An 18,865-nucleotide genomic window follows, 5' to 3' on the forward strand; every position below is an offset into this window, starting at 1 on the left:
TTAAGTGCCGGAAGTCCTGTACCGCCCACCTAAAATTATTACCTTTGCTCCTTTAAACATACTCTATGATCCAGTCCATGACCGGCTACGGCAAATCGGTGATACAATTGCCCTCTAAGAAAATCACGGTTGAAATAAAATCGTTGAACAGCAAAAACCTCGACCTGAATGTTAGGGTTCCTTCTTCCTATCGAGAAAAAGAATTGGACATGCGAAACAAGCTTTCGAGTGCACTCACCCGGGGGAAGGTCGATTTTAATCTCTTTATTGAGATTACGGGAGAGGCCACTAATACCGAAGTGAACGAGACCGTTGTAAAACAATATATCAAACAGCTGGCTCAAGTGGTAGACGGTGATCCTGTGGAATTATTGAAAATGGCCGTTCGCATGCCCGATGCGCTTAAAACAGAGCGGGATGAGATCGACGAAGAAGAGTATAAGTCCATCCTTGAAGCCATCCATGAAGCATTGGTGGGAATTAATGCATACAGAAGTGACGAAGGACGTGCGCTGGAAGCAGATTTTGTACAACGCATCCGGAACATTTCGGCTTTGCTGAAACAGATCATCGACATGGACGGTGATCGTATTGAAAATGTACGGGAGCGTCTTCGCAAAGCAGTGAGCGAACTAAAAGAAGATGTGGACGAGAATCGCTTTGAGCAGGAGTTGATCTATTATTTGGAAAAATACGATATCACCGAAGAGAAGGTGCGCTTAAAGAACCACCTGGATTATTTTACCGAAACCATTCGGTCCAACGATTCCAACGGGAAGAAACTGGGTTTTATCTCGCAAGAGATCGGTCGGGAGATCAACACGATAGGCTCCAAGGCAAATTACGCTCCCATGCAGCAATTGGTGGTACAAATGAAGGATGAACTGGAGAAGATCAAGGAACAAGCCCTCAACGTATTGTAATGAAAAAAGGAGGAAAATTAATTGTTTTTTCGGCGCCTTCCGGAAGTGGAAAGACGACTATTGTACAATATTTACTGCAACAGGAAGATCTCAATCTGGATTTTTCGGTGTCGGCGACTTCGCGGGATCCCCGGGGCGACGAGGTACACGGCGAAGATTATTATTTTATAAGTCTGAAGGATTTTAAACAACACATCAAGAACGGTGATTTTCTCGAGTGGGAAGAAGTATATCGCGATAATTTCTACGGAACATTAAAAAGCGAGGTGGAACGCATCTGGGCGCAGGGAAAGAATGTGATCTTTGATATTGACGTGGTAGGCGGTTTGCGTATTAAGAAGAAATATCCCGAACAAACGCTGGCGGTCTTTGTGAAGCCCCCCAGTATCGACGAGCTGAAGATCCGGTTAAAGAAACGAAAGACCGAAAGTGACGAGCGTATCAATATGCGCATTGCAAAAGCTTCGGTAGAATTGGCGACCGCCCCCCAGTTCGACTATATCATTGAAAACAACAATTTGAAGAAGGCACTGCAGGAGTCGCATGATCTGGTGGCCGATTTCCTTCAGAAAAAAACCCCTTCCGAAGCAAGCGAATGACAACGGAAAAGCGCATCGGGCTGTATTTTGGTACGTTCAACCCTATTCATGTGGGACACCTCATCCTGGCCAATCACATGGTAGAGTTTAGTGATCTCGATGAGGTATGGCTGGTGGTGACGCCGCACAATCCGCATAAGAAAAAGAAAACGCTGCTCGACGACATCCATCGTCTCGCGATGGTGCGCATTGCCGTGGAAGATTACCCCAAACTCAAGGCCAGCAATATCGAATTCGACCTTCCGCAACCCAATTATACCGTAGACACGCTGGTACATCTGGAAGAACGATTTCCCGAGGATCACTTCAGTTTGATCATGGGCGAGGACAACCTGAAAGGGTTTCATAAGTGGAAGAACTACGAAGTTATTTTAGAACGGTATGCATTGTACGTCTATCCCAGAATCTCGGAAGGAACTCTGGAAACGGCATTTGTGGACCATCCCCGGATCACAAGGGTCGCAGCTCCCATTGTTGAAGTATCGTCCACCTTTATTCGAAAAGGGATCAAAGCCGGAAAGAACATACGCCCCTTGCTCCCGCACAATGTCTGGACCTATCTGGATGAGATGAATTTTTATAAATAATTATTCCTTTACCAATTGAGTGGTTATCGTTCCAGTATTGGTTGCTACAGTTACGTAATATACTCCATTCGCCAGAGAAGAAAGATCTAACACTGTTATGCCATCTTCCCTTAAAATGCGTTGTCCCAAGGTATTGAAAAGTGTAAAAAAACGAATGTGTATCCCCGGTTCATGCTGAAGATAAACCAACCCGCTTGTGGGATTGGGATACCAGCGTATAGGCACTATTTCATGATCGGCAACTGCTAAAGGGTGTTGGTTTTCGTACCAAAATACACCATTATCGTCTCCAGAAAGTACATCCATATCACTATCGCCATCTAGATCAGCAGCAGAAACAAAAAATGCAAATGACACACTGTTATCAATCAATTGTTCCAAGCTAAAATTACCCAACCCATCTAAGTTTTCATACCAAACAATAGCATTAGTGGTCGTTGCAACTACATCAAAATCACTATCCCCATCGAAATCTATAGAATATACCGAAGCCGCATTGCCAGTAACAATATCTATAACTTGTTGAGCTCCGAAAATCCCAATGCCATCGGTATTTTCATACCAAGCTATCTTATTATCTCCTTCAGAAGCTGATAGAATATCTATATCCCCGTCCCCGTCAAGATCACCAGCGCTAATATTTCTGGCCGCTATTGTATTTAAAGAAATGACCTGTGCCGGACCAAAGGTTCCCTGCCCGTTAGTGTTCTCAAACCATACGATACTGTCACCCGTAAAATTAGCAACTGCCACATCCTGGTCCAGATCCCCGTCGAGATCTGCGGCATAGACCGAAATAGGTCCGTCAAGTGTATTGGAAATAAGTTGCGGGCCGCTAAAAGCTCCCTGTCCGTTGGTATTCTCATACCAGGTCACAGTATCAGTACTTGCGTTTGCCACAACAAGGTCAATATCGGTATCGCTATCAAAATCTGCGGCAGAGAGAGATAATACCCCTATTGAGATAGTACCTATTAATTGTTGGGGACCAAAAGTTCCAAGCCCGTCTGTATTTTCATACCAAGCAACCTTTCCGTCATTTTGAGATACTGAAAAAATATCCAAATCACCGTCACCATCAATATCGGCCGCAGCAATATCCCTCGCTTGGTCAGCATCGGTGGTAATAATTTGCTGAGAGCCAAAGACCCCTTGTCCCGTATTCTCATCCATGCTATCTTATTGTCAAAATAAGATGCCGAGAAAACATCTATATCGCTATCTCCGTTTACATCGCCTGCAATAACAGCTTGAGCACCATCTACGTTAGAAGATATTATTTGCTGAGGACCAAATTGGGCGAATGTTATAGTTGATACAACCAAACAACACATCAAAAGAATTGAAGTTTTCATAGGCGAAAGCAAAAAATTAAAATTAATTAAAGGAATTATATCAACAGTCAAAGGGGAGAAAAAATAAATATACAAAAAAACAATACCGCTCCACCGGTAAACTGCCTTTGGAGCGGCATTCATTTATACTTGCAAGAAAATGTAAAATTTCATCTTAATAGTTTCGGCCGGACAGGCTGCGTGCGTAATGCTTCGCAGCCTGTGGCCTCAACTAAATAACCAACCAAAAAATTGTTTGTTCCCTAACGGGTTGATGTATTATTGTGCATTGCGGTTACAATGCGTTTTAGTGTTAGAACTTACTGATCTTCTTCATCTGTTTGGCCATGGTTGCCTTCGATTCCCGCAACTTCCCGTCTTTATTCTTATACTGAATATATCCGCGGCCTCTAAAGCGGTAGAGCGTTCCCGAAGCATCGTGAAATAACTCGATCGTGTTGTCATCTATAACGTTAAGATCGAAGTATTCATTGCCCAGATAATCATAATCCAATGTTAAATATTTCAGGTAACGGTCGTTGGGCACATCGTCCACGTTATAGATCCCTTCATAGTCCCAATAAATATTGTTAATGTCTGTCCCGTTCGGGTCTTGAGAGCTTCTGAAGTTCCCGTCACCGCCTCCCGGCAGGAACTGTACAAAGTTTTCATTGTCGAACTCGTTCAAGTTTCCGTAATCGCTGGTAAAGGTCTTTTCCCAGGTGACGTATTCTTGCAGGAAATAATGGATATTATCGTAGAACAATGCATTGTAGTCGAAGTTGCTTCGTTGATACCCCACCAATACGTACGATACGTTTTGCTGCGGAAAATACAGCTCGATCTCGTTATTGCTCAATTGCGTAACATCAAAGGAATAGAACCCGTCCAAGTCGTGGTCTATATCCAAAATAAAATCGAAGGTGTCGTAATAACCCACCGGTATCCCGAATCCGTTTCCCTGATCGCCAATACCCACTAAATTATTATTGGCCATGAGTGTTCCGTTTCGGAATGAAACGGTAAATGCTTTTTGCAAAAAGGGGATATAGCTGCTTCCTGTAGCCCTGTCGATATCGACGTACCACAATTCGTAGGAAGAAACCAGTTCGCTTAACGTTATGGAAGGTACTTCATCCACATAGGGATCTTCTACGATCACTTCGGTGTAGCAAGAAGTAAAGAGGATGGTTAGCATCATAAATCCGAGTACTACTTTAAGTTTTTTCATAACGTTGTATTTAAATATTCGTTAAACCAAATTCCAAAAGCTATGCCAAAATTTTAATCCTCTGTTTTTCAGCTATATACAATCCATTATTATTGCTTATTTTTGAATTACTGAAATTTCCTTTATGTCGAACACACCAAAATTTGCCGTTTTTGGCGGCGGAAGCTGGGCTACGGCCATCGTAAAGATGCTTTGTGAGAACCTCACCGAAGTTGGCTGGTACATGCGAAGCGTATACGCGCTGGAGCACATCAAAAAACAACAGCACAATCCCAATTATCTAAGCTCGGTCGAATTCAATTTGAAGCAGCTTCGGTTGAGCAATGATATCAATGAAATGGTTTCTTATGCCGATTACCTCATTTTTGTGATCCCATCGGCCTTTTTACACACCGAACTCGAAAAATTAACGGTTTCGCTGGATGAGAAGGTGGTGTTTTCAGCCATAAAAGGAATCGTCCCCGAAACGAGTTTGATCGTTGGCGATCATTTTAATACCCATCTCAACGTCCCTTTTCATAATATTGGTGTGATCACAGGGCCTTGCCACGCCGAAGAAGTTGCGCTGGAACGACTTTCGTATTTGACGATCGCTTCGGCCGATGAGGAGAAAGCCAAGATCGTGGCACAGTATTTAAGCAGCGACTATATTAAGTGTTCTACCAGCGACGATGTGATCGGCACCGAATATGCGGCCATGCTGAAGAATATCTATGCCATTGCTGCCGGGATCGCTCACGGTCTGGGCTATGGCGATAATTTTCAGAGTGTATTGATGAGCAATGCCATACGGGAGATGAAGCGCTATGTGAAGAAAGTGCACAAAATGAAGCGCGACATCAACGATTCGGCGTACTTAGGGGATCTTTTGGTGACGGGTTATTCGGTCTTTAGCCGAAACAGGATGTTCGGAAATATGATTGGCAAGGGGTATACGGTCAAGAGCGCACAAATGGAAATGAGCATGGTGGCCGAAGGGTATTATGCTACCAAGAGTGCATATAACCTCAACCAGCTAAAAGGTAAGAAAAAGGCGAAGACCCCAATTATCAATGCCGTTTACGGTATACTATACGAAAACAAGAATCCGAAAAAAGTCTTTCAAAAACTTACCGACAAACTTACTTAAGTAGCGACAACTCCGTGTGCATCCAATAACTGTATGGGTGTTTTGGTCGCTTCGGAAATGGTATTGGGTAGAAATGTAAAGGAGCGCTCAAACAATTTTCCTTCGGCAAAGAAAGTTACCAGATATTCGTTTTTAAAGCTCAGGACTTCGTCTGTGATCAATTCAACTTTTGACGCAGTATTTCCGGCCATATCTCCGAGTCCGTGACGCAGGGTGGATGTTTTTCTATCACTGCTGTTCCCGCGAGATAGTACTAAAACCGTCTCTATGGTATCCTCGCGCAGATTGAGCAGATAGACATTCCAGTGCTGTGCAAGAAAATCCTTGTCCCATTCTTTAACAGCAACGATCTGTATCTTTTGTGCGACGTGAAAATCAATATCCTTTTTCATGAAACGATGCCCTGTTCGGTATTAATCGGCATTTTTAAATTGATCCAGAAATCGAATATCATTCTCACTGAACATGCGAATATCCGGTATTTGGTGAAGTAACAAGGCGATGCGATCGATCCCCATTCCGAAGGCAAAACCCGAATACTCCTTCGAATTGATCCCACAGTTCTCCAGTACGTTTGGATCTACCATACCGCAACCCATGATCTCGAGCCAGCCGGTACCTTTGGTCATCTTATAATCGGTTTCCGTTTCCAGTCCCCAATAAACATCTACTTCGGCGCTTGGTTCGGTGAAGGGAAAATACGAAGGGCGTAAGCGAATCTTCGATTTGCCAAACATTTCAGTAGTAAAATATTGCAAGGTCTGCTTCAAATCGGCAAAACTTACTCCTTTATCAACGTACAAGCCTTCCACCTGATGAAAGAAACAGTGTGAGCGTGCCGAAATGGCCTCATTACGGTATACACGACCGGGAGAGATCGTTCTAATAGGAGGTTTGTTGTTCTCCATATAACGCACCTGCACCGAAGATGTGTGTGTTCTCAGCAACACATCTGGGTTTGTTTGGATGAAAAAAGTATCCTGCATATCGCGCGCCGGATGATACTCGGGAAGATTGAGCGCCGTGAAATTGTGCCAGTCATCCTCGATCTCCGGACCTTCAGAAACATTGAACCCAATACGCGAGAAAATATCGATGATCTTGTTCTTTACAATGGAAATAGGGTGACGAGATCCCAAAGCAATAGGTTCTCCCGGGCGCGATAGATCACCATACGCTCCCACCACTTCCTGAGAGTTCTCCAGTGCTTCCTTCAAGGCATTCACCTTCTCCTGAGCAGCTGTTTTCAAGGTGTTGATCACCTGTCCGAATTCTTTTTTCTGATCGTTGGGCACATTCTTGAATTCGGCGAAGAATTCGTTAAGCAATCCTTTCTTTCCTAAATATTTAATTCGGAAGGTCTCAATTTCTTCCTTTTTGGCCGCAGAGAACTTCTCTACTTCGGCAATGTGTTTTTTTATCGTTTCAATCATGATCCTGCGTATACTTCAGCAGCGCAAAACTACTTATTTTCTATTCAATCACTTCCTTTTCTAAAAAATACTGGACAATGGCTTCTTTCATCAATACACTTTGTTCTCCTGCCTTAAGAGGCGGTAGCTGTTCCACGATCTTGTAATGTGGCCATCCCTGCTCGTCGAAATAGTCGAATTCGTAATATCCAAAAGGCTCTAACAACCTACAGATAGCGATGTGCATGAGGTTCAGCTTTTCGTCTTTCTTAAATTTACGGTGCAACTGCCCCAATTCCTGAACTCCCACCAGGTAAATAACGGCGTCGAGGTCCAGTGGTTGTCCATCGGCAAAGCGGTTACTAAGCAGTGAGACGACCCCTTCCCAGCGTTCTCTCAATTTTTCATCTCGTGCCATATTCTATATTTTCAAAGAAGCTTTTGCCTCTCATTCCCTTGCAGCTGCAAAGATACATTTCTTGCGAAACAGTTTTTGTATCTTTAGCCGAAATACTTTGTATGAACATAGTCGATATCATTTTAGGGATTATTTTAATCATGGGTTTCTTTTCCGGCTTTAAAAAAGGGCTGTTTGTAGCCTTGGCATCGCTTGTAGGTATCGTGGCGGGAGTGTACGGTGCTTTGTATTTTTCAGACTTCGCCGCGGCCCACATCTCGCAATGGTTCGATTGGGGTCCCCAAACCACACAATTAGTTGCTTTTGCCGTGACCTTCCTTTTGATCGTTTTTGTGATCTCTCTTGCCGGCAAGTTCCTTACCAAGATAGCCGATTTTGCCATGTTGGGTATCATTAATAAAGTATTGGGAGGTATCTTTAGTACATTGGCCTACGCCTTTATCCTTAGTGTCGTGTTCATGTTCGTGAGTGCCTCTTCGAGCTTAAGCGGATATGTGATCTCTGAAGAGCGCAAAGCCGAATCTGTCTTATATGAACCCATAGCGTCCTTGGCTCCCATGGTGCTTCCGCATATTTTAAGAGAAGTGGATCGTTACGAAACAGAGCAGGAAGAAGAAGCGCTTCCTGAAGCCTAAGTTTTACAGTTCCTTCAATTCGGAGGCGGGAATCCACCCGTCCTTCCCATCGGCTAAAGAGATACGGAACCAGTCACCTTCACGGTCTCTGATCATTACCTTCGTTCCTTCATGGAGCAAAAAAGCTGGCTCACTCCCCATGGTAGGTTCACTACGCACTTCGGTCTCTTCAGCAAAAATAATGGCCGGACGATACCGTTGCGCATCATCGTAGGTTTTAAAAGCCAACACCAAAGTTGCAAAAACAACACAGATGCTTGCGATGGCCGTTGTAAAGAACAGACGTTTTCTTCGTTCTGAAACCGAAAAATAATAGGCGAGGAACAATAGCACAAAAAGTATGGAAAACACCGTGGCTGTTGCGGCCCAACCGTCAAAGCTCATGATCCCGGAAATGCGCTGATACCAACGCTTGAACACGGTTTGAGGCAGCGGTTCTATTACGTCGATCCTGGCGTTTTCTGCAAAAGCGAGATTGTTCTTAATATCGCTGTCGTTGGGATCCAGTTGAAGTGCCTTTTCATAATAATAGACACTCGGCCCGATATTATTGAGCTTGTAATGGGCATTGGCAATATTGAAATATAGAGAGGCCGAATGTTGCTCCCTCTCAAGTATCTTCATCCACGAATCCAACGCACCTTGGTATTTTTCAGCCTTATACAATTCCTTCCCTTGGTCGAACAGCGCATCGTTTTGAGCCAAGCCCGAGATCGATATAAGAACCATAAGAACTATTAGAATCTTTTTCATGGGATGTCCTCTTTACTGAATTTGTTTATCAATTTCTGAAAGTGTTTCCACCGCCTTATTGTAATCTTGTTGAATCGTGCCACTGGAAGCCGGTGTGTATCGTGCAAATTCACAACTTTTAAGCAATTCTCTGAAGCTCGAAATGGTTGTCCCTGAAACATTTCGTTCCTCCAATAATTGAGCGATCCTGTCTTTAGACATCTCGGCTGTTTCAATATTGAGTTTTGCTTTAAGGTAATTGTGAAGTGCTCGTTCCATGGCTTCATAAAACACCGCCTTATCCTGCATGTGCTTCTTAGCTTCAGCGAGGTATTTTTTGGCAAGACGATCTGCTTTCCTTAAGCGATTGCCCTCTACATCCTGTAAGCGTGCACTGCGTCTTTTGCCGATAAGGATAAATATTGGAATCAACAATAAGGGGCCTCCCAGCAGCAACCAGAATAACAAAGACTTAAAATAAGGGGTCTCGTTCATAGGCTGCAAATTCGCAGAAAGCTGTATGTACTTAAACTGTTCTTTTGAAAGCACCACGGGTTTTTTTCCATTGTTCCCTTCAGAAGGAGTGGTGCCTCCGGCCGTGAGCGGTCCATTCTCCACATTGAGTACGATCTCTTCGGAAGAAAGCGTGGTATACTGCTGCGTATTCGGATCGAAATACGAAAAAGTAATAGGCCGAATAGGATAATTGCCTTTGAACTGGGGAACGACCGTATAGACCTCACTAATACTTCCACTCATGCCCGAAGCGGTCGTGCGTACATTCTCCGAACGTTCCGGCTCATACACTTCCAGCGCCGAAGGGAGTTTCAGACTAGGAAAATCAAACAACTTGATATTTCCTTCTCCCGAAACTTTTACTGTGAGTTCCAGAGATTCAGTAGCATCTAAGGTGGTCTTGTTAGCGCTTACATTAAAATTATAGGTCCCCACGGCACCGGTAAAGGTGTCTGGACGACCTTCAAGAGGCAAGGGTTTTACATTAATGGTTCGGTTTCCGGCAGAGATGGTCTTGTTGACTCGCGTCATCAAACGACGTCCAAAAAGATCACGTCTGTTGCTCTGCACGTCTATGGGCACGTCCAGCGTAAGCGGTTCGATATCGAGTTTTCCGGTTTTTTGCGGATACAGCACCGTGGTTCTTAGAATCACATAGCGGTAATCCTTTCCTTCGTATTTGCCTTCGTATATCTTGAAATTTCCCTGGTTGTCGATATTCTGACTCCAAAAATCGGCGTACTTGGGCGTATCGATCTCTCGCCAGCTGCTGGTAATACTCACATCGTGGGAGACATACATTTTATAGGTTACAGTGATCGCTTCATTGAGATAGGGGTTAGAATTACTCACCTCTGCGACCAAGTGTACGTTTTCACTCGCTACATATTCGGCGTTATTACCGTCCTTTGGTACTTCTACCGCCGCCGTCACCTCCACCCGAACCGGGGTTGTTTTGTAGGTCTCTCCATCGATCTCGATTGTGGCCTGACCTATGGTAAAGGTTCCTTTGGATTGTGGTGATAGAAAATAAGAGTATGTTTTGGAGTAGCTTCGTTTCCCGTTGATATAGGAATTACTAATCGCCTGATTAGGACCTCCCACGACGCGAAAACCTTGAAAGTTGGGTGGGTTGAAATTATCCCCGTCCTGATTCATTTCGAAATCTACACGCAGCCGCTCATTGATCCCGAGACGTGTCTTACTCACCTTGGTCTCAAACTGCACCTGTGCCTGAAGCATTCCGCAGCTAAGGAGGAAAAATAGAATGTAGATACCTTTTTTGATCTTCATCACTACCAATCTTTATTCGATTTTACTTTTGCTCCTTTTTGCTTTGTTGCATTGATCTTGTCCTGGACCTTTTTCTCTTCGTTGTTCATTGCTTCCAACAAGTTCTTTATTTGTTGTGGGGAAAGTTGTCCGGGAACCGGCTGTTGCTGCTGTGGCTGTTCTTTTTCTCCCTCACCATCCTTAGGTTGTTCGGGTTTTCCTTTATCTTCCTTATCCTCCCCGTCTTTATTTTCGTCTTTTTGATCGCCTTTGTCCTGCTCCTTCTTATCTTCGCTGTCGTCTCCTTCTTGATCTTTCCCTTGATCATCCTTGTTGTCCTTATTCTCCTGGTCCTGTTGGTCCTTATTATCTTCTTTATTATCATCGTCCCCGCCACCATTCTTTTGTTCTTCCTCGAGCATCTTTTTTGCAAGGGCCAGATTATAGCGCGTTTCATCATCGGAAGGATTATTGCGCAACGCATTCTTATACGCTTCCACAGCTTCCTTATATTGTTTGGCGTTCATAAACGTGTTCCCCAGATTATGGAATGCTTTGTGTTTTTCGGGTTTGGTGGTCGCAACCGATGCCGCTTGTTTGAAGCGGTTCATAGCTTCCGAATTAAAGGCTTTGTTGTAGTATGCGTTCCCCAGATTGTATTTTCCGGTTTCATCTACAGGATTCAAAGCAATCGCTTTGCGATAGTCTGCTTCGGCCATTGGAAAATTATCCTCCTTCATATTTTTGGAGGCTTCGCTTAAAAACTCTTGTGACGCTCGCACCAATTTTTGCTCTTCTTTATCTACTTGCGCCGCTCCATAAAATGTCATGAAGAACATTCCGAAGAAAAAGAACAGGCTTCGCCCGGATCGTTTTTCAGAAAAAAACATACTTCTTATTATTTTAGGATTTCTTTTCATTGAATAAATTCAGTTTCCTTACCCATGCTGTCTTACGTTCTAGAAACAGTACATCCAGTAACAGCAAAAATAATGCCCCTCCCAAAAACCACTGAAATTGGTCCTTGAAATCGGTGAATTGCTTGGCTTCAAATTCCTTTTTGTCCATTCCGTTAAGAATTGCTGTCACTGTGTCAACCACTTCCTTGGTGTTGCTGCCGTCAATATATTCTCCGTCTGCTTCTGCCGCGATCTCCTTAAGCGTTGCTTCCCCTAGTCTAGTAATCACCTGTTCGTTATTTTCGTCCCTCTTATAGTACTGTAGCGTACCGTTTCGTTTGATCGGGATGGGGCCGCCTTCCACCGTTCCCACGCCAATGGTATAGATTCGTATCCCCATAGCCGCTGCTTCTTCTGCGATACCGGTCACATTGCCTTCGTGATCTTCCCCGTCGCTAATAATAAAGAGTACGCGGTTGGTCTGTTCTTCATCATTATAGTAGGTCTGGGCCATTTCGATCGCTTCATTGATGGCCGTCCCTTGTGAAGAGACCATATCGGTATTCATGGAGGACAAGAACAGCTTCGCTGAAGAGAAATCGGTTGTGATGGGCACTTGCGGAAATGCGCTTCCAGCATAGCCAATGATCCCAATACGATCTCCGGCCAAACTATTGATGATCTGAGTGACAAGTTGCTTTGATTTTTCCAAACGGTTGGGGGCAATGTCCTCTGCCAGCATACTTTTGGAGACATCCAGTGCAAAGACCACATCCACTCCTGCTCTCTTTACTGTTTCCAGCTTCGTCCCCACTTTAGGGTTTACCAAAGCAAAACTGAGGCAGACAAGGGCTAAACAAACCATAAGTACTTTTAACACCGACTTAAACACTGATTTGTTCGGGCTCAATTTCTGCAATAAGGTGGGGTCTGCAAATTTTCGTTGTGTATTTCGCTTCCATAAAAGCACCAACAAAAATAGCAGAACCACCACAGGAATAGCGGCTAGCAAATAAAAGTATGCGGATGCGTCTAATTGATACACTTTCTTTTCATTTAAATAAAACTTCGGAAAATCGTGTAGCGCAACAACAGTTCAAAAAACAGCAATCCAAAGGCTAACAGGGCCAATGGTCTAAATTTTTCGTCGTAGTTACGGTATTTGAATTCCTCTATATCTGTCTTTTCTAATTTATTGATCTCTTCGTAGATCTCCTCCAGTTTGGAAGTACTTGTTGCTCTAAAATACTGTCCCCCCGTGGTTTTGGCTATTTCCTTTAAAAGTTCTTCATCGATCTCCACCTGTACGCTACCGTATTGAAAGCTGCCGTCTGGCCGGATCCCGATGGGAGACTGGGCCATGCCGTTGGTCCCCAATCCAATTGTGTACACTTTTATACCAAATTCAACAGCCAATTCGCTAGCGATCTTTGGATCGATCACCCCGCTGTTATTCACTCCATCGGTGAGAAGAATGATGACCTTGCTTTTAGCACGACTATCTTTTAAACGGTTCACTGCGGTTCCCAGTCCCATTCCAATGGCAGTTCCGCCCTCTATTATGGTATTATACTTTATACTGCTTAAAGACGAAAGTACAATGCTCTTGTCACTGGTTAAGGGCGTCTTTGTAAAACTTTCGCCCGCGTATTCTACCAAGCCTATACGGTCGTTGGGGCGGTCATTGATAAATCTAGCAGCGACTGTCTTTAGAGCTTCCAGCCGATTAGGCCGCAGGTCTCTGGCCAACATACTCGCAGAAACATCAATGGCAATGACAATATCAATTCCTTTGGTGGTCTTTATGCGGGTAGACTCGTCCACTGTTCTAGGGCGGGTCATGGCAATGATGATGGCGGCCAAGGCGATCATTCTAAGAATGAAAAGCAAGGGTCGCAGTCGTGCAAGCCAATTTTTACTGGTTTTAAACCCTTTGATGCTTGAAATATGTAAAGCTGCATTTTGCTGTTTACGCTTCCATAGATACCATCCTATCAATAAAGGCAGAAGCAATAAAAGCCAAAAGAACTGCGGATTTACAAACTCGAAATTATTCCCCATCATGACGCTCCCTCCATAATTTCTAGTTCTACAGATCGCACGATGCGTTCTTTCATCTTTTCGGCATGTTTGAGATCCTTCTCATAGATTATCGTAATGATCTGCAGTCCCTTGTTTTGTTTGAACAACAGCATTTCGTATTCAATTTTCTTATCCTTTTTATCCGATAATTCAAATTCGCCGTATGCCTTAAGTCCTGTGATGCCTTTATCTGTGGAAAATTCTTCGGTCTTGGTGACAATATTGATCCCTCCCAGAGCTTCGATTCCTTTTAACCCCCCTTCTAAGGCCACATCCAGATCCATGTCCTCATCTTCTATCATTTTTGAATTGTAAGTAGTTGTGTTTACAGAAATATAGAAAACATCTTTGTTGCCAAACTCAAAATACTGAGAAGCACTCACGACATCCTTCACCTCATCGGGTACAGACAGTTCTTTACGAACCAATACCTCCGGTGTTTCTATAATGACAGCAGGGTTGCCATACTCACTTTTTATCCACCGCCCCTTGGCCAGTTCGCTCATTTCAGTACCAAAGAGGTTTTCCCACATGGTTCCCCATCCCTGTGTAACTCCACTCACCGTGATGGTCACCAAGACTACCATGACAGCAATCCCAATAAGTCGTTTTCTCTTTCTGGATCTCGCTTCTTTTCTTGCAGCCTCGGCATAGGCCTCGTTGCGCAGCAGTTCTTCTTCCGAAGGTTCAGGGATCACCTCATGGGTCTCGGTAATGATAGATTCTATCGTTTTCCTGTCGGCTTCGGCTTGTCCCGTAGCTTGTTGCATCTTCGCAAACTTTACAAGATCGGCTCGTTTTAATACGTCATCCAGATGCTTGATCGTTTCAGTGTCGAAATCAAAATGTCCTGCATCCTTGTGCAACTGAAGGCGCGCGATCAGCTCGTCACTCGTACTTTCCAGAGCCGCATCATCTACTTCCCGATCGAGATACCGCTTAACGATCTCGGTAAGTTGCGAATAGTATTCTTTGGATCTGTTTTGCTTCAGAAGATCGGAATGATCCAACGCTTTTAAAGCTACGATTGCCTCTTCATACGGAGGAAGTTGTTTTACTTCGGCCTCTTTCCTTTTTTTTCTTCGGAAGAACACATAGCCCAAAACCGCAAGTAAAAGTAAAAACGGAAGCAGCCAATACAAGACTTTCAGAAAATCGTAGGGTGCATCTGCTACATCCATGGCCGGTTTGATGTCGAACATCTTTTGCTGGGTGGTATCTACCGCAACATCCCGAACTTCAATACGAAGGGAGTCGGTTGCAGCTGTCCTTTCGTTAATAACCACCCGCTGTGGAGGTATGGTATACGATCCCGAATCGAATTGGGTAAGTCCATACTTTTTTATGAGCCTGTATTTTGCCTGTTCGTAAGTAGTGTCGATCTTATAGGATTCAATCACCTCCAAGGGCAGGAAGGTTTGTCCTTTGGGAAATACCACCAGATCGGTGGTGTCTGCAACCACTTCGATGGTGTATTGAATCTCCTCGCCTATTTTAATGGAAGTGCTATCTACAGAAGACCGAACTTGAGCCGAAACATTTTGTGCCGTGATCCACAGAAGGACACATAAGAAAGCCCGAAGGATGTTTCGGGACAATTCATGTTTTATATGGAGTGTTCCTCTTGTCATTTAGCGTCGCTTGAAATAGCCTAATAATTTTTTTACATAACTTTCATCTACCCGGCAACTCAATGCACCTGCGCCACTTTTCAGAAAAGCGTCTTCAAAATACGCTACGCGATCTCTGTGATAAGTGTAATAAGAATTGCGTACGGCTTTAGACGCAGTATTCACCCAAAGGTGTTCTCCGGTCTCTTCATCCCGCATGTTCACCATCCCTAGATTAGGAATGAACTCCTCATGCTTGTCATAAACGCGTATCCCGGTAACATCATGTTTGCCCGCCACGATCTTTAAGGTGTCCTTATAACCATCGGTAATGAAATCGGACAGAACAAACACAATGGCCTTTTTTTTCATCACGTTTGTTAAATACTTAAGTGCCTGAGCGAGGTCGGTCTTTTTGCTTTGAGGTTTGAACTCCAGTAGTTCCCGTATGATACGCAGGACATGCGACTTTCCTTTTTTAGGAGGAATGAACAATTCTATGGTATCTGAAAACAGGATAAGTCCTATTTTGTCATTGTTCTGCATTGCAGAAAATGCAAGGGTAGCGGCGATTTCGGTTACGATCTCATTTTTAAACTGCGTATCCGTTCCGAAGAATTCAGAACCGCTAATGTCGGCCAAGAGCATCATGGTAAGTTCCCGCTCCTCTTCGAAGACCTTTACAAAGGGCTCGTTATAACGTGCCGTTACATTCCAGTCTATATTGCGCACATCGTCTCCAAACTGATACTGCCGCACTTCGCTAAAGGTCATCCCTCGCCCCTTAAAGGTACTGTGATACTCGCCACCAAAGACGTGGTCGCTAAGCCGACGTGTTTTGATCTCGATCTTTCGTACTTTTTTAAGAAGCTCTTTCGTGTCCATTTTCTTTCGTAAGCGGTTGGAGGTGCTTATTGGTGGTTCTATAATCCATCATAAAATAGCAATTGGAAAAACTGCCTGCCGAAGTCCGGTCTTGAATTACCTGCTACGGTACTTCGATCTCGTTTACGATCTTATTGATGATGTCTTCCGAAGTGATATTCTCTGCTTCAGCTTCATAGGTGATCCCTATACGGTGACGTAATACATCGTGAACAACGGCACGAACATCTTCGGGAATCACGTATCCGCGGCGTTTTATGAAGGCATAGCATTTTGCAGCCATGGCCAGATTGATACTTCCCCGAGGAGAAGCCCCAAAACTAATAAGTGGTTTCAGGTCGGAGAGCCTATAATTTTCGGGAGTACGTGTCGCAAAAATGATATCGAGAATGTATTTTTCAATTTTTTCATCCATATAGACCTCACGAACCGATGCCTGTGCTCTTTTTATTTGTTCGAGTGTTACTACCGGATTTATGGTCTCATATCCTTCCTTTAGATTTTGGCGAATAATAAGTTGCTCTTCGGCTATCTGTGGATATTTAATGACCGTTTTCAACATGAATCTGTCTACTTGCGCTTCGGGCAAGGGATAGGTTCCTTCCTGTTCAATGGGGTTTTGAGTTGCCATTACAAGAAAAGGCCTGTCTAAGGTAAATGTGGTCTCCCCTATGGTAACCTGTTTCTCCTGCATGGCCTCAAGTAAGGCCGATTGTACCTTCGCAGGAGCACGGTTGATCTCGTCGGCAAGTACAAAATTGGCAAAAATGGGTCCTTTCTTTATGCTGAAGTCATTGAGCTTCATATTGTAGATCAAAGTTCCCACCACATCTGCGGGAAGCAGATCGGGCGTAAACTGGATGCGACTGAACGAGCCGTGTACAGCTTTGGACAGACTGTTAATTGCTAAAGTCTTTGCCAGCCCGGGTACTCCTTCCAGCAGGATATGACCTTGACCAAGCAAACCGATGAGCAATCGCTCCACCATGTGTTTTTGACCTATAATTACTTTGTTGATCTCTAAGGACAGGATGTCGACAAAAGCACTTTCCTTCTCAATTTTCTCATTCAATGCGCCAATATCCATGGCAGTATTTGTTTGTTCCATACTCAAAAATCTAGCGGTATATATCTGGTTTCTAACAACCACGCAAATTGGAGATTTCTGTATAAAAATCCTGTTAATAATTGGTTAAAATAAATAAAGGGGAAATATGTTATTTCCCCTTGTCTTCTTAGTATTTCCTATTGTTATTCCAAAGTTACGGTTCCTAGTGCGGTAACTTCTCCGGTGCGAATTTCTACGTCTTTAAAAGTATAGGTCTTTATTTCATCTTTTGAGAGTGCTTTTATGATGATGTCGTAGATTCCCGCATCGAATCCATTAATAAAGAATTCTCCGTTGGAATCGGCCATTCCAATAATTTTCTCTTCCCCGTTGGAACCTTTGATCACAACCTGAGCATCGGGCGCTATTATGCTTCCCAAAATGGCTCCGTCTGTGGGAGTGTCCTCTTCATTAGCTGGTACTCGCTCTATGCTATTATCTTCTTCTGAAAGAAATTCACTTTTTGCAAAGTCGAATACATTTACCGCAACTACAATAAATGTAAGTGCTATAAGGTTGAATATAAATTTCATGGCTTTATCTTTTAGGTTATGGGTGTTATCCCGTCATTGTGATCTTCATAATCTTCGCTACAACAGCAAGACAGGTATAAAATTAACTCCATATGGGGTTTATCGCTCGGTCGTTAACAATGATTAACTCTGCATTTAACTGCCAATTAACTTTAAAAAATGTTAAAGAAATTTTACATTTAGGAAAAAATTGAGCATGAAACATAAAACAGCACTTATCACGGGAGCCACATCGGGAATTGGTCTTGCGACCGCCCGGCTCTTTGCCAGAAATGGTGTACATCTAATTCTCTGTGGGAGACGCACAGACCGTTTAAAAGAGATCGCTTCAGAAGTGGGCAAACACACTCAGGTTCATCTTCTGTCTTTCGATGTTCGTAATAAAAACGACGTTTTTGAATTGCTAGGGTCCCTTCCGCATCCTTTTTCAGAAATAGATTTCCTTATCAACAATGCGGGAAACGCACACGGGCTTGATCCCATTCAGGATGGGAATACAGAAGATTGGGACGCTATGCTGGATATTAATGTAAAGGGATTGCTTTATGTAAGCAAGGCTATCCTCCCGAAAATGATCGAACGAGGTACAGGCCATATTATCAATATCGGGTCTACCGCCGGGAAAGAGGTGTATCCCAAAGGCAATGTATACTGTGCAAGCAAACATGCGGTGGATGCCATTAATCAAGGGATGCGGTTAGATCTCAATGGTACAGGAATAAAGGTAGGGGCTATCAATCCGGGTTTGGTAGCGACCGAGTTCAGCGAAGTACGGTTCAAGGGAAATACGTCACGCGCCGAAAATGTTTACAAAGGATTTACGCCCTTACAAGCAGAAGACATTGCTGAAGTTATTTGGTTTGCAATCACCCGACCACCTCACGTCAACATCGCAGATCTTACCGTAATGTGTCTGGACCAGGCCAGTAGCACAATTGTAAATAAGCGGCAAGAATAACT

General features: G+C 43.7%; 20 protein-coding genes. 6 read left to right on the top strand and 14 right to left on the bottom strand.

The features are described from left to right. The first annotated feature begins 65 nt into the window (after positions 1–65). From JS40_RS08575 to nadD, 3 genes are read left to right on the top strand one after another with little or no spacing between them, the layout of a single operon-like run. Entirely contained in the window at positions 66–923 is an 858-nt protein-coding gene (locus JS40_RS08575; protein ID WP_034259913.1) for a YicC/YloC family endoribonuclease, read from the top strand. Then, complete coding sequence (gene gmk, locus JS40_RS08580; RefSeq protein WP_034259914.1) at positions 923–1,522, top strand: guanylate kinase; 600 nt, start codon at positions 923–925, stop codon at positions 1,520–1,522. The genes JS40_RS08575 and gmk overlap by 1 nt, the downstream gene beginning before the upstream one ends. Then, positions 1,519–2,109: a nicotinate (nicotinamide) nucleotide adenylyltransferase gene (nadD, locus tag JS40_RS08585; RefSeq protein ID WP_034259915.1), complete on the top strand. Its 591-nt coding sequence runs from the start codon at positions 1,519–1,521 to the stop codon at positions 2,107–2,109. The genes gmk and nadD overlap by 4 nt, the downstream gene beginning before the upstream one ends. Here nadD and JS40_RS08590 read toward each other — a convergent pair whose 3' ends face one another. Both JS40_RS08590 and JS40_RS08595 read right to left on the bottom strand, forming a co-directional pair. Then, positions 2,110–3,282, bottom strand: a complete 1,173-nt coding sequence (locus tag JS40_RS08590) for a T9SS type A sorting domain-containing protein (protein WP_034259916.1) — start codon at positions 3,280–3,282, stop codon at positions 2,110–2,112. Positions 3,283–3,756: 474 nt separating this feature from the next. Then, positions 3,757–4,674 (bottom strand): hypothetical protein, encoded by a 918-nt coding sequence (locus tag JS40_RS08595; protein ID WP_034259917.1) that lies wholly within the window; start codon positions 4,672–4,674, stop codon positions 3,757–3,759. 124 nt (positions 4,675–4,798) lie between these two features. On the opposite strand from JS40_RS08595, the gene JS40_RS08600 reads away from it, so the two are divergent. Beyond that, positions 4,799–5,803, top strand: a complete 1,005-nt coding sequence (locus JS40_RS08600) for an NAD(P)H-dependent glycerol-3-phosphate dehydrogenase (RefSeq protein WP_034259919.1) — start codon at positions 4,799–4,801, stop codon at positions 5,801–5,803. Here JS40_RS08600 and JS40_RS08605 read toward each other — a convergent pair. From JS40_RS08605 to JS40_RS08615, 3 genes are read right to left on the bottom strand one after another with little or no spacing between them, the layout of a single operon-like run. Further along, entirely contained in the window at positions 5,800–6,195 is a 396-nt protein-coding gene (locus JS40_RS08605; RefSeq protein WP_034259920.1) for a hypothetical protein, read from the bottom strand. The two genes, JS40_RS08600 and JS40_RS08605, sit on opposite strands and share 4 nt — an antisense overlap. Before the next feature lie 21 nt (positions 6,196–6,216). Beyond that, entirely contained in the window at positions 6,217–7,236 is a 1,020-nt protein-coding gene (pheS, locus tag JS40_RS08610) for a phenylalanine--tRNA ligase subunit alpha (protein ID WP_034259923.1), read from the bottom strand. Positions 7,237–7,276: 40 nt separating this feature from the next. Next, on the bottom strand, positions 7,277–7,633 hold the full coding sequence (locus tag JS40_RS08615) for a hypothetical protein (protein WP_034259925.1): 357 nt from the start codon (positions 7,631–7,633) through the stop codon (positions 7,277–7,279). 101 nt (positions 7,634–7,734) lie between these two features. On the opposite strand from JS40_RS08615, the gene JS40_RS08620 reads away from it, so the two are divergent. Further along, positions 7,735–8,268: a CvpA family protein gene (locus JS40_RS08620; protein WP_034259928.1), complete on the top strand. Its 534-nt coding sequence runs from the start codon at positions 7,735–7,737 to the stop codon at positions 8,266–8,268. Positions 8,269–8,271: 3 nt separating this feature from the next. Here the strand turns inward: JS40_RS08620 and JS40_RS08625 are convergent, their stop codons facing one another. The 9 genes from JS40_RS08625 to JS40_RS08665 form a co-directional block, all read right to left on the bottom strand. Next, the gene (locus tag JS40_RS08625; RefSeq protein ID WP_034259930.1) at positions 8,272–9,021 is read right to left on the bottom strand and encodes a tetratricopeptide repeat protein; all 750 of its coding nucleotides are present in this window, start codon (positions 9,019–9,021) and stop codon (positions 8,272–8,274) included. Between the two features lie 12 nt (positions 9,022–9,033). Continuing rightward, a complete protein-coding gene (locus tag JS40_RS08630) occupies positions 9,034–10,809 on the bottom strand; it encodes a BatD family protein (RefSeq protein WP_034259931.1) in 1,776 nt (591 codons plus the stop codon). Between the two features lie 2 nt (positions 10,810–10,811). Further along, positions 10,812–11,678, bottom strand: a complete 867-nt coding sequence (locus JS40_RS08635; protein WP_034262285.1) for a tetratricopeptide repeat protein — start codon at positions 11,676–11,678, stop codon at positions 10,812–10,814. A 13-nt stretch (positions 11,679–11,691) separates the two neighbouring features. Further along, positions 11,692–12,732 (bottom strand): VWA domain-containing protein, encoded by a 1,041-nt coding sequence (locus tag JS40_RS08640; protein ID WP_034259934.1) that lies wholly within the window; start codon positions 12,730–12,732, stop codon positions 11,692–11,694. Positions 12,733–12,743: 11 nt separating this feature from the next. Beyond that, the gene (locus JS40_RS08645; protein ID WP_034262288.1) at positions 12,744–13,748 is read right to left on the bottom strand and encodes a vWA domain-containing protein; all 1,005 of its coding nucleotides are present in this window, start codon (positions 13,746–13,748) and stop codon (positions 12,744–12,746) included. Continuing rightward, entirely contained in the window at positions 13,748–15,400 is a 1,653-nt protein-coding gene (locus tag JS40_RS08650) for a BatD family protein (protein ID WP_051957539.1), read from the bottom strand. The genes JS40_RS08645 and JS40_RS08650 overlap by 1 nt, the downstream gene beginning before the upstream one ends. Continuing rightward, a complete protein-coding gene (locus tag JS40_RS08655) occupies positions 15,401–16,264 on the bottom strand; it encodes a DUF58 domain-containing protein (RefSeq protein WP_034259936.1) in 864 nt (287 codons plus the stop codon). A gap of 103 nt (positions 16,265–16,367) precedes the next feature. Then, positions 16,368–17,372 carry an AAA family ATPase gene (locus JS40_RS08660; RefSeq protein WP_034259939.1) on the bottom strand — a complete coding sequence of 335 codons (1,005 nt, stop codon included), beginning with the start codon at positions 17,370–17,372 and terminating at the stop codon, positions 16,368–16,370. 143 nt (positions 17,373–17,515) lie between these two features. Beyond that, a complete protein-coding gene (locus tag JS40_RS08665; RefSeq protein WP_034259940.1) occupies positions 17,516–17,905 on the bottom strand; it encodes a carboxypeptidase-like regulatory domain-containing protein in 390 nt (129 codons plus the stop codon). Between the two features lie 196 nt (positions 17,906–18,101). Here JS40_RS08665 and JS40_RS08670 point away from each other — a divergent pair, with 196 nt between their 5' ends. Beyond that, positions 18,102–18,863: an SDR family NAD(P)-dependent oxidoreductase gene (locus JS40_RS08670; RefSeq protein ID WP_034259943.1), complete on the top strand. Its 762-nt coding sequence runs from the start codon at positions 18,102–18,104 to the stop codon at positions 18,861–18,863. The last annotated feature ends 2 nt before the right edge of the window (positions 18,864–18,865 follow it).

Origin of the sequence: Altibacter lentus (assembly GCF_000746845.1) — a bacterium.
In the GTDB taxonomy this organism is placed as follows: domain Bacteria; phylum Bacteroidota; class Bacteroidia; order Flavobacteriales; family Flavobacteriaceae; genus Altibacter; species Altibacter lentus.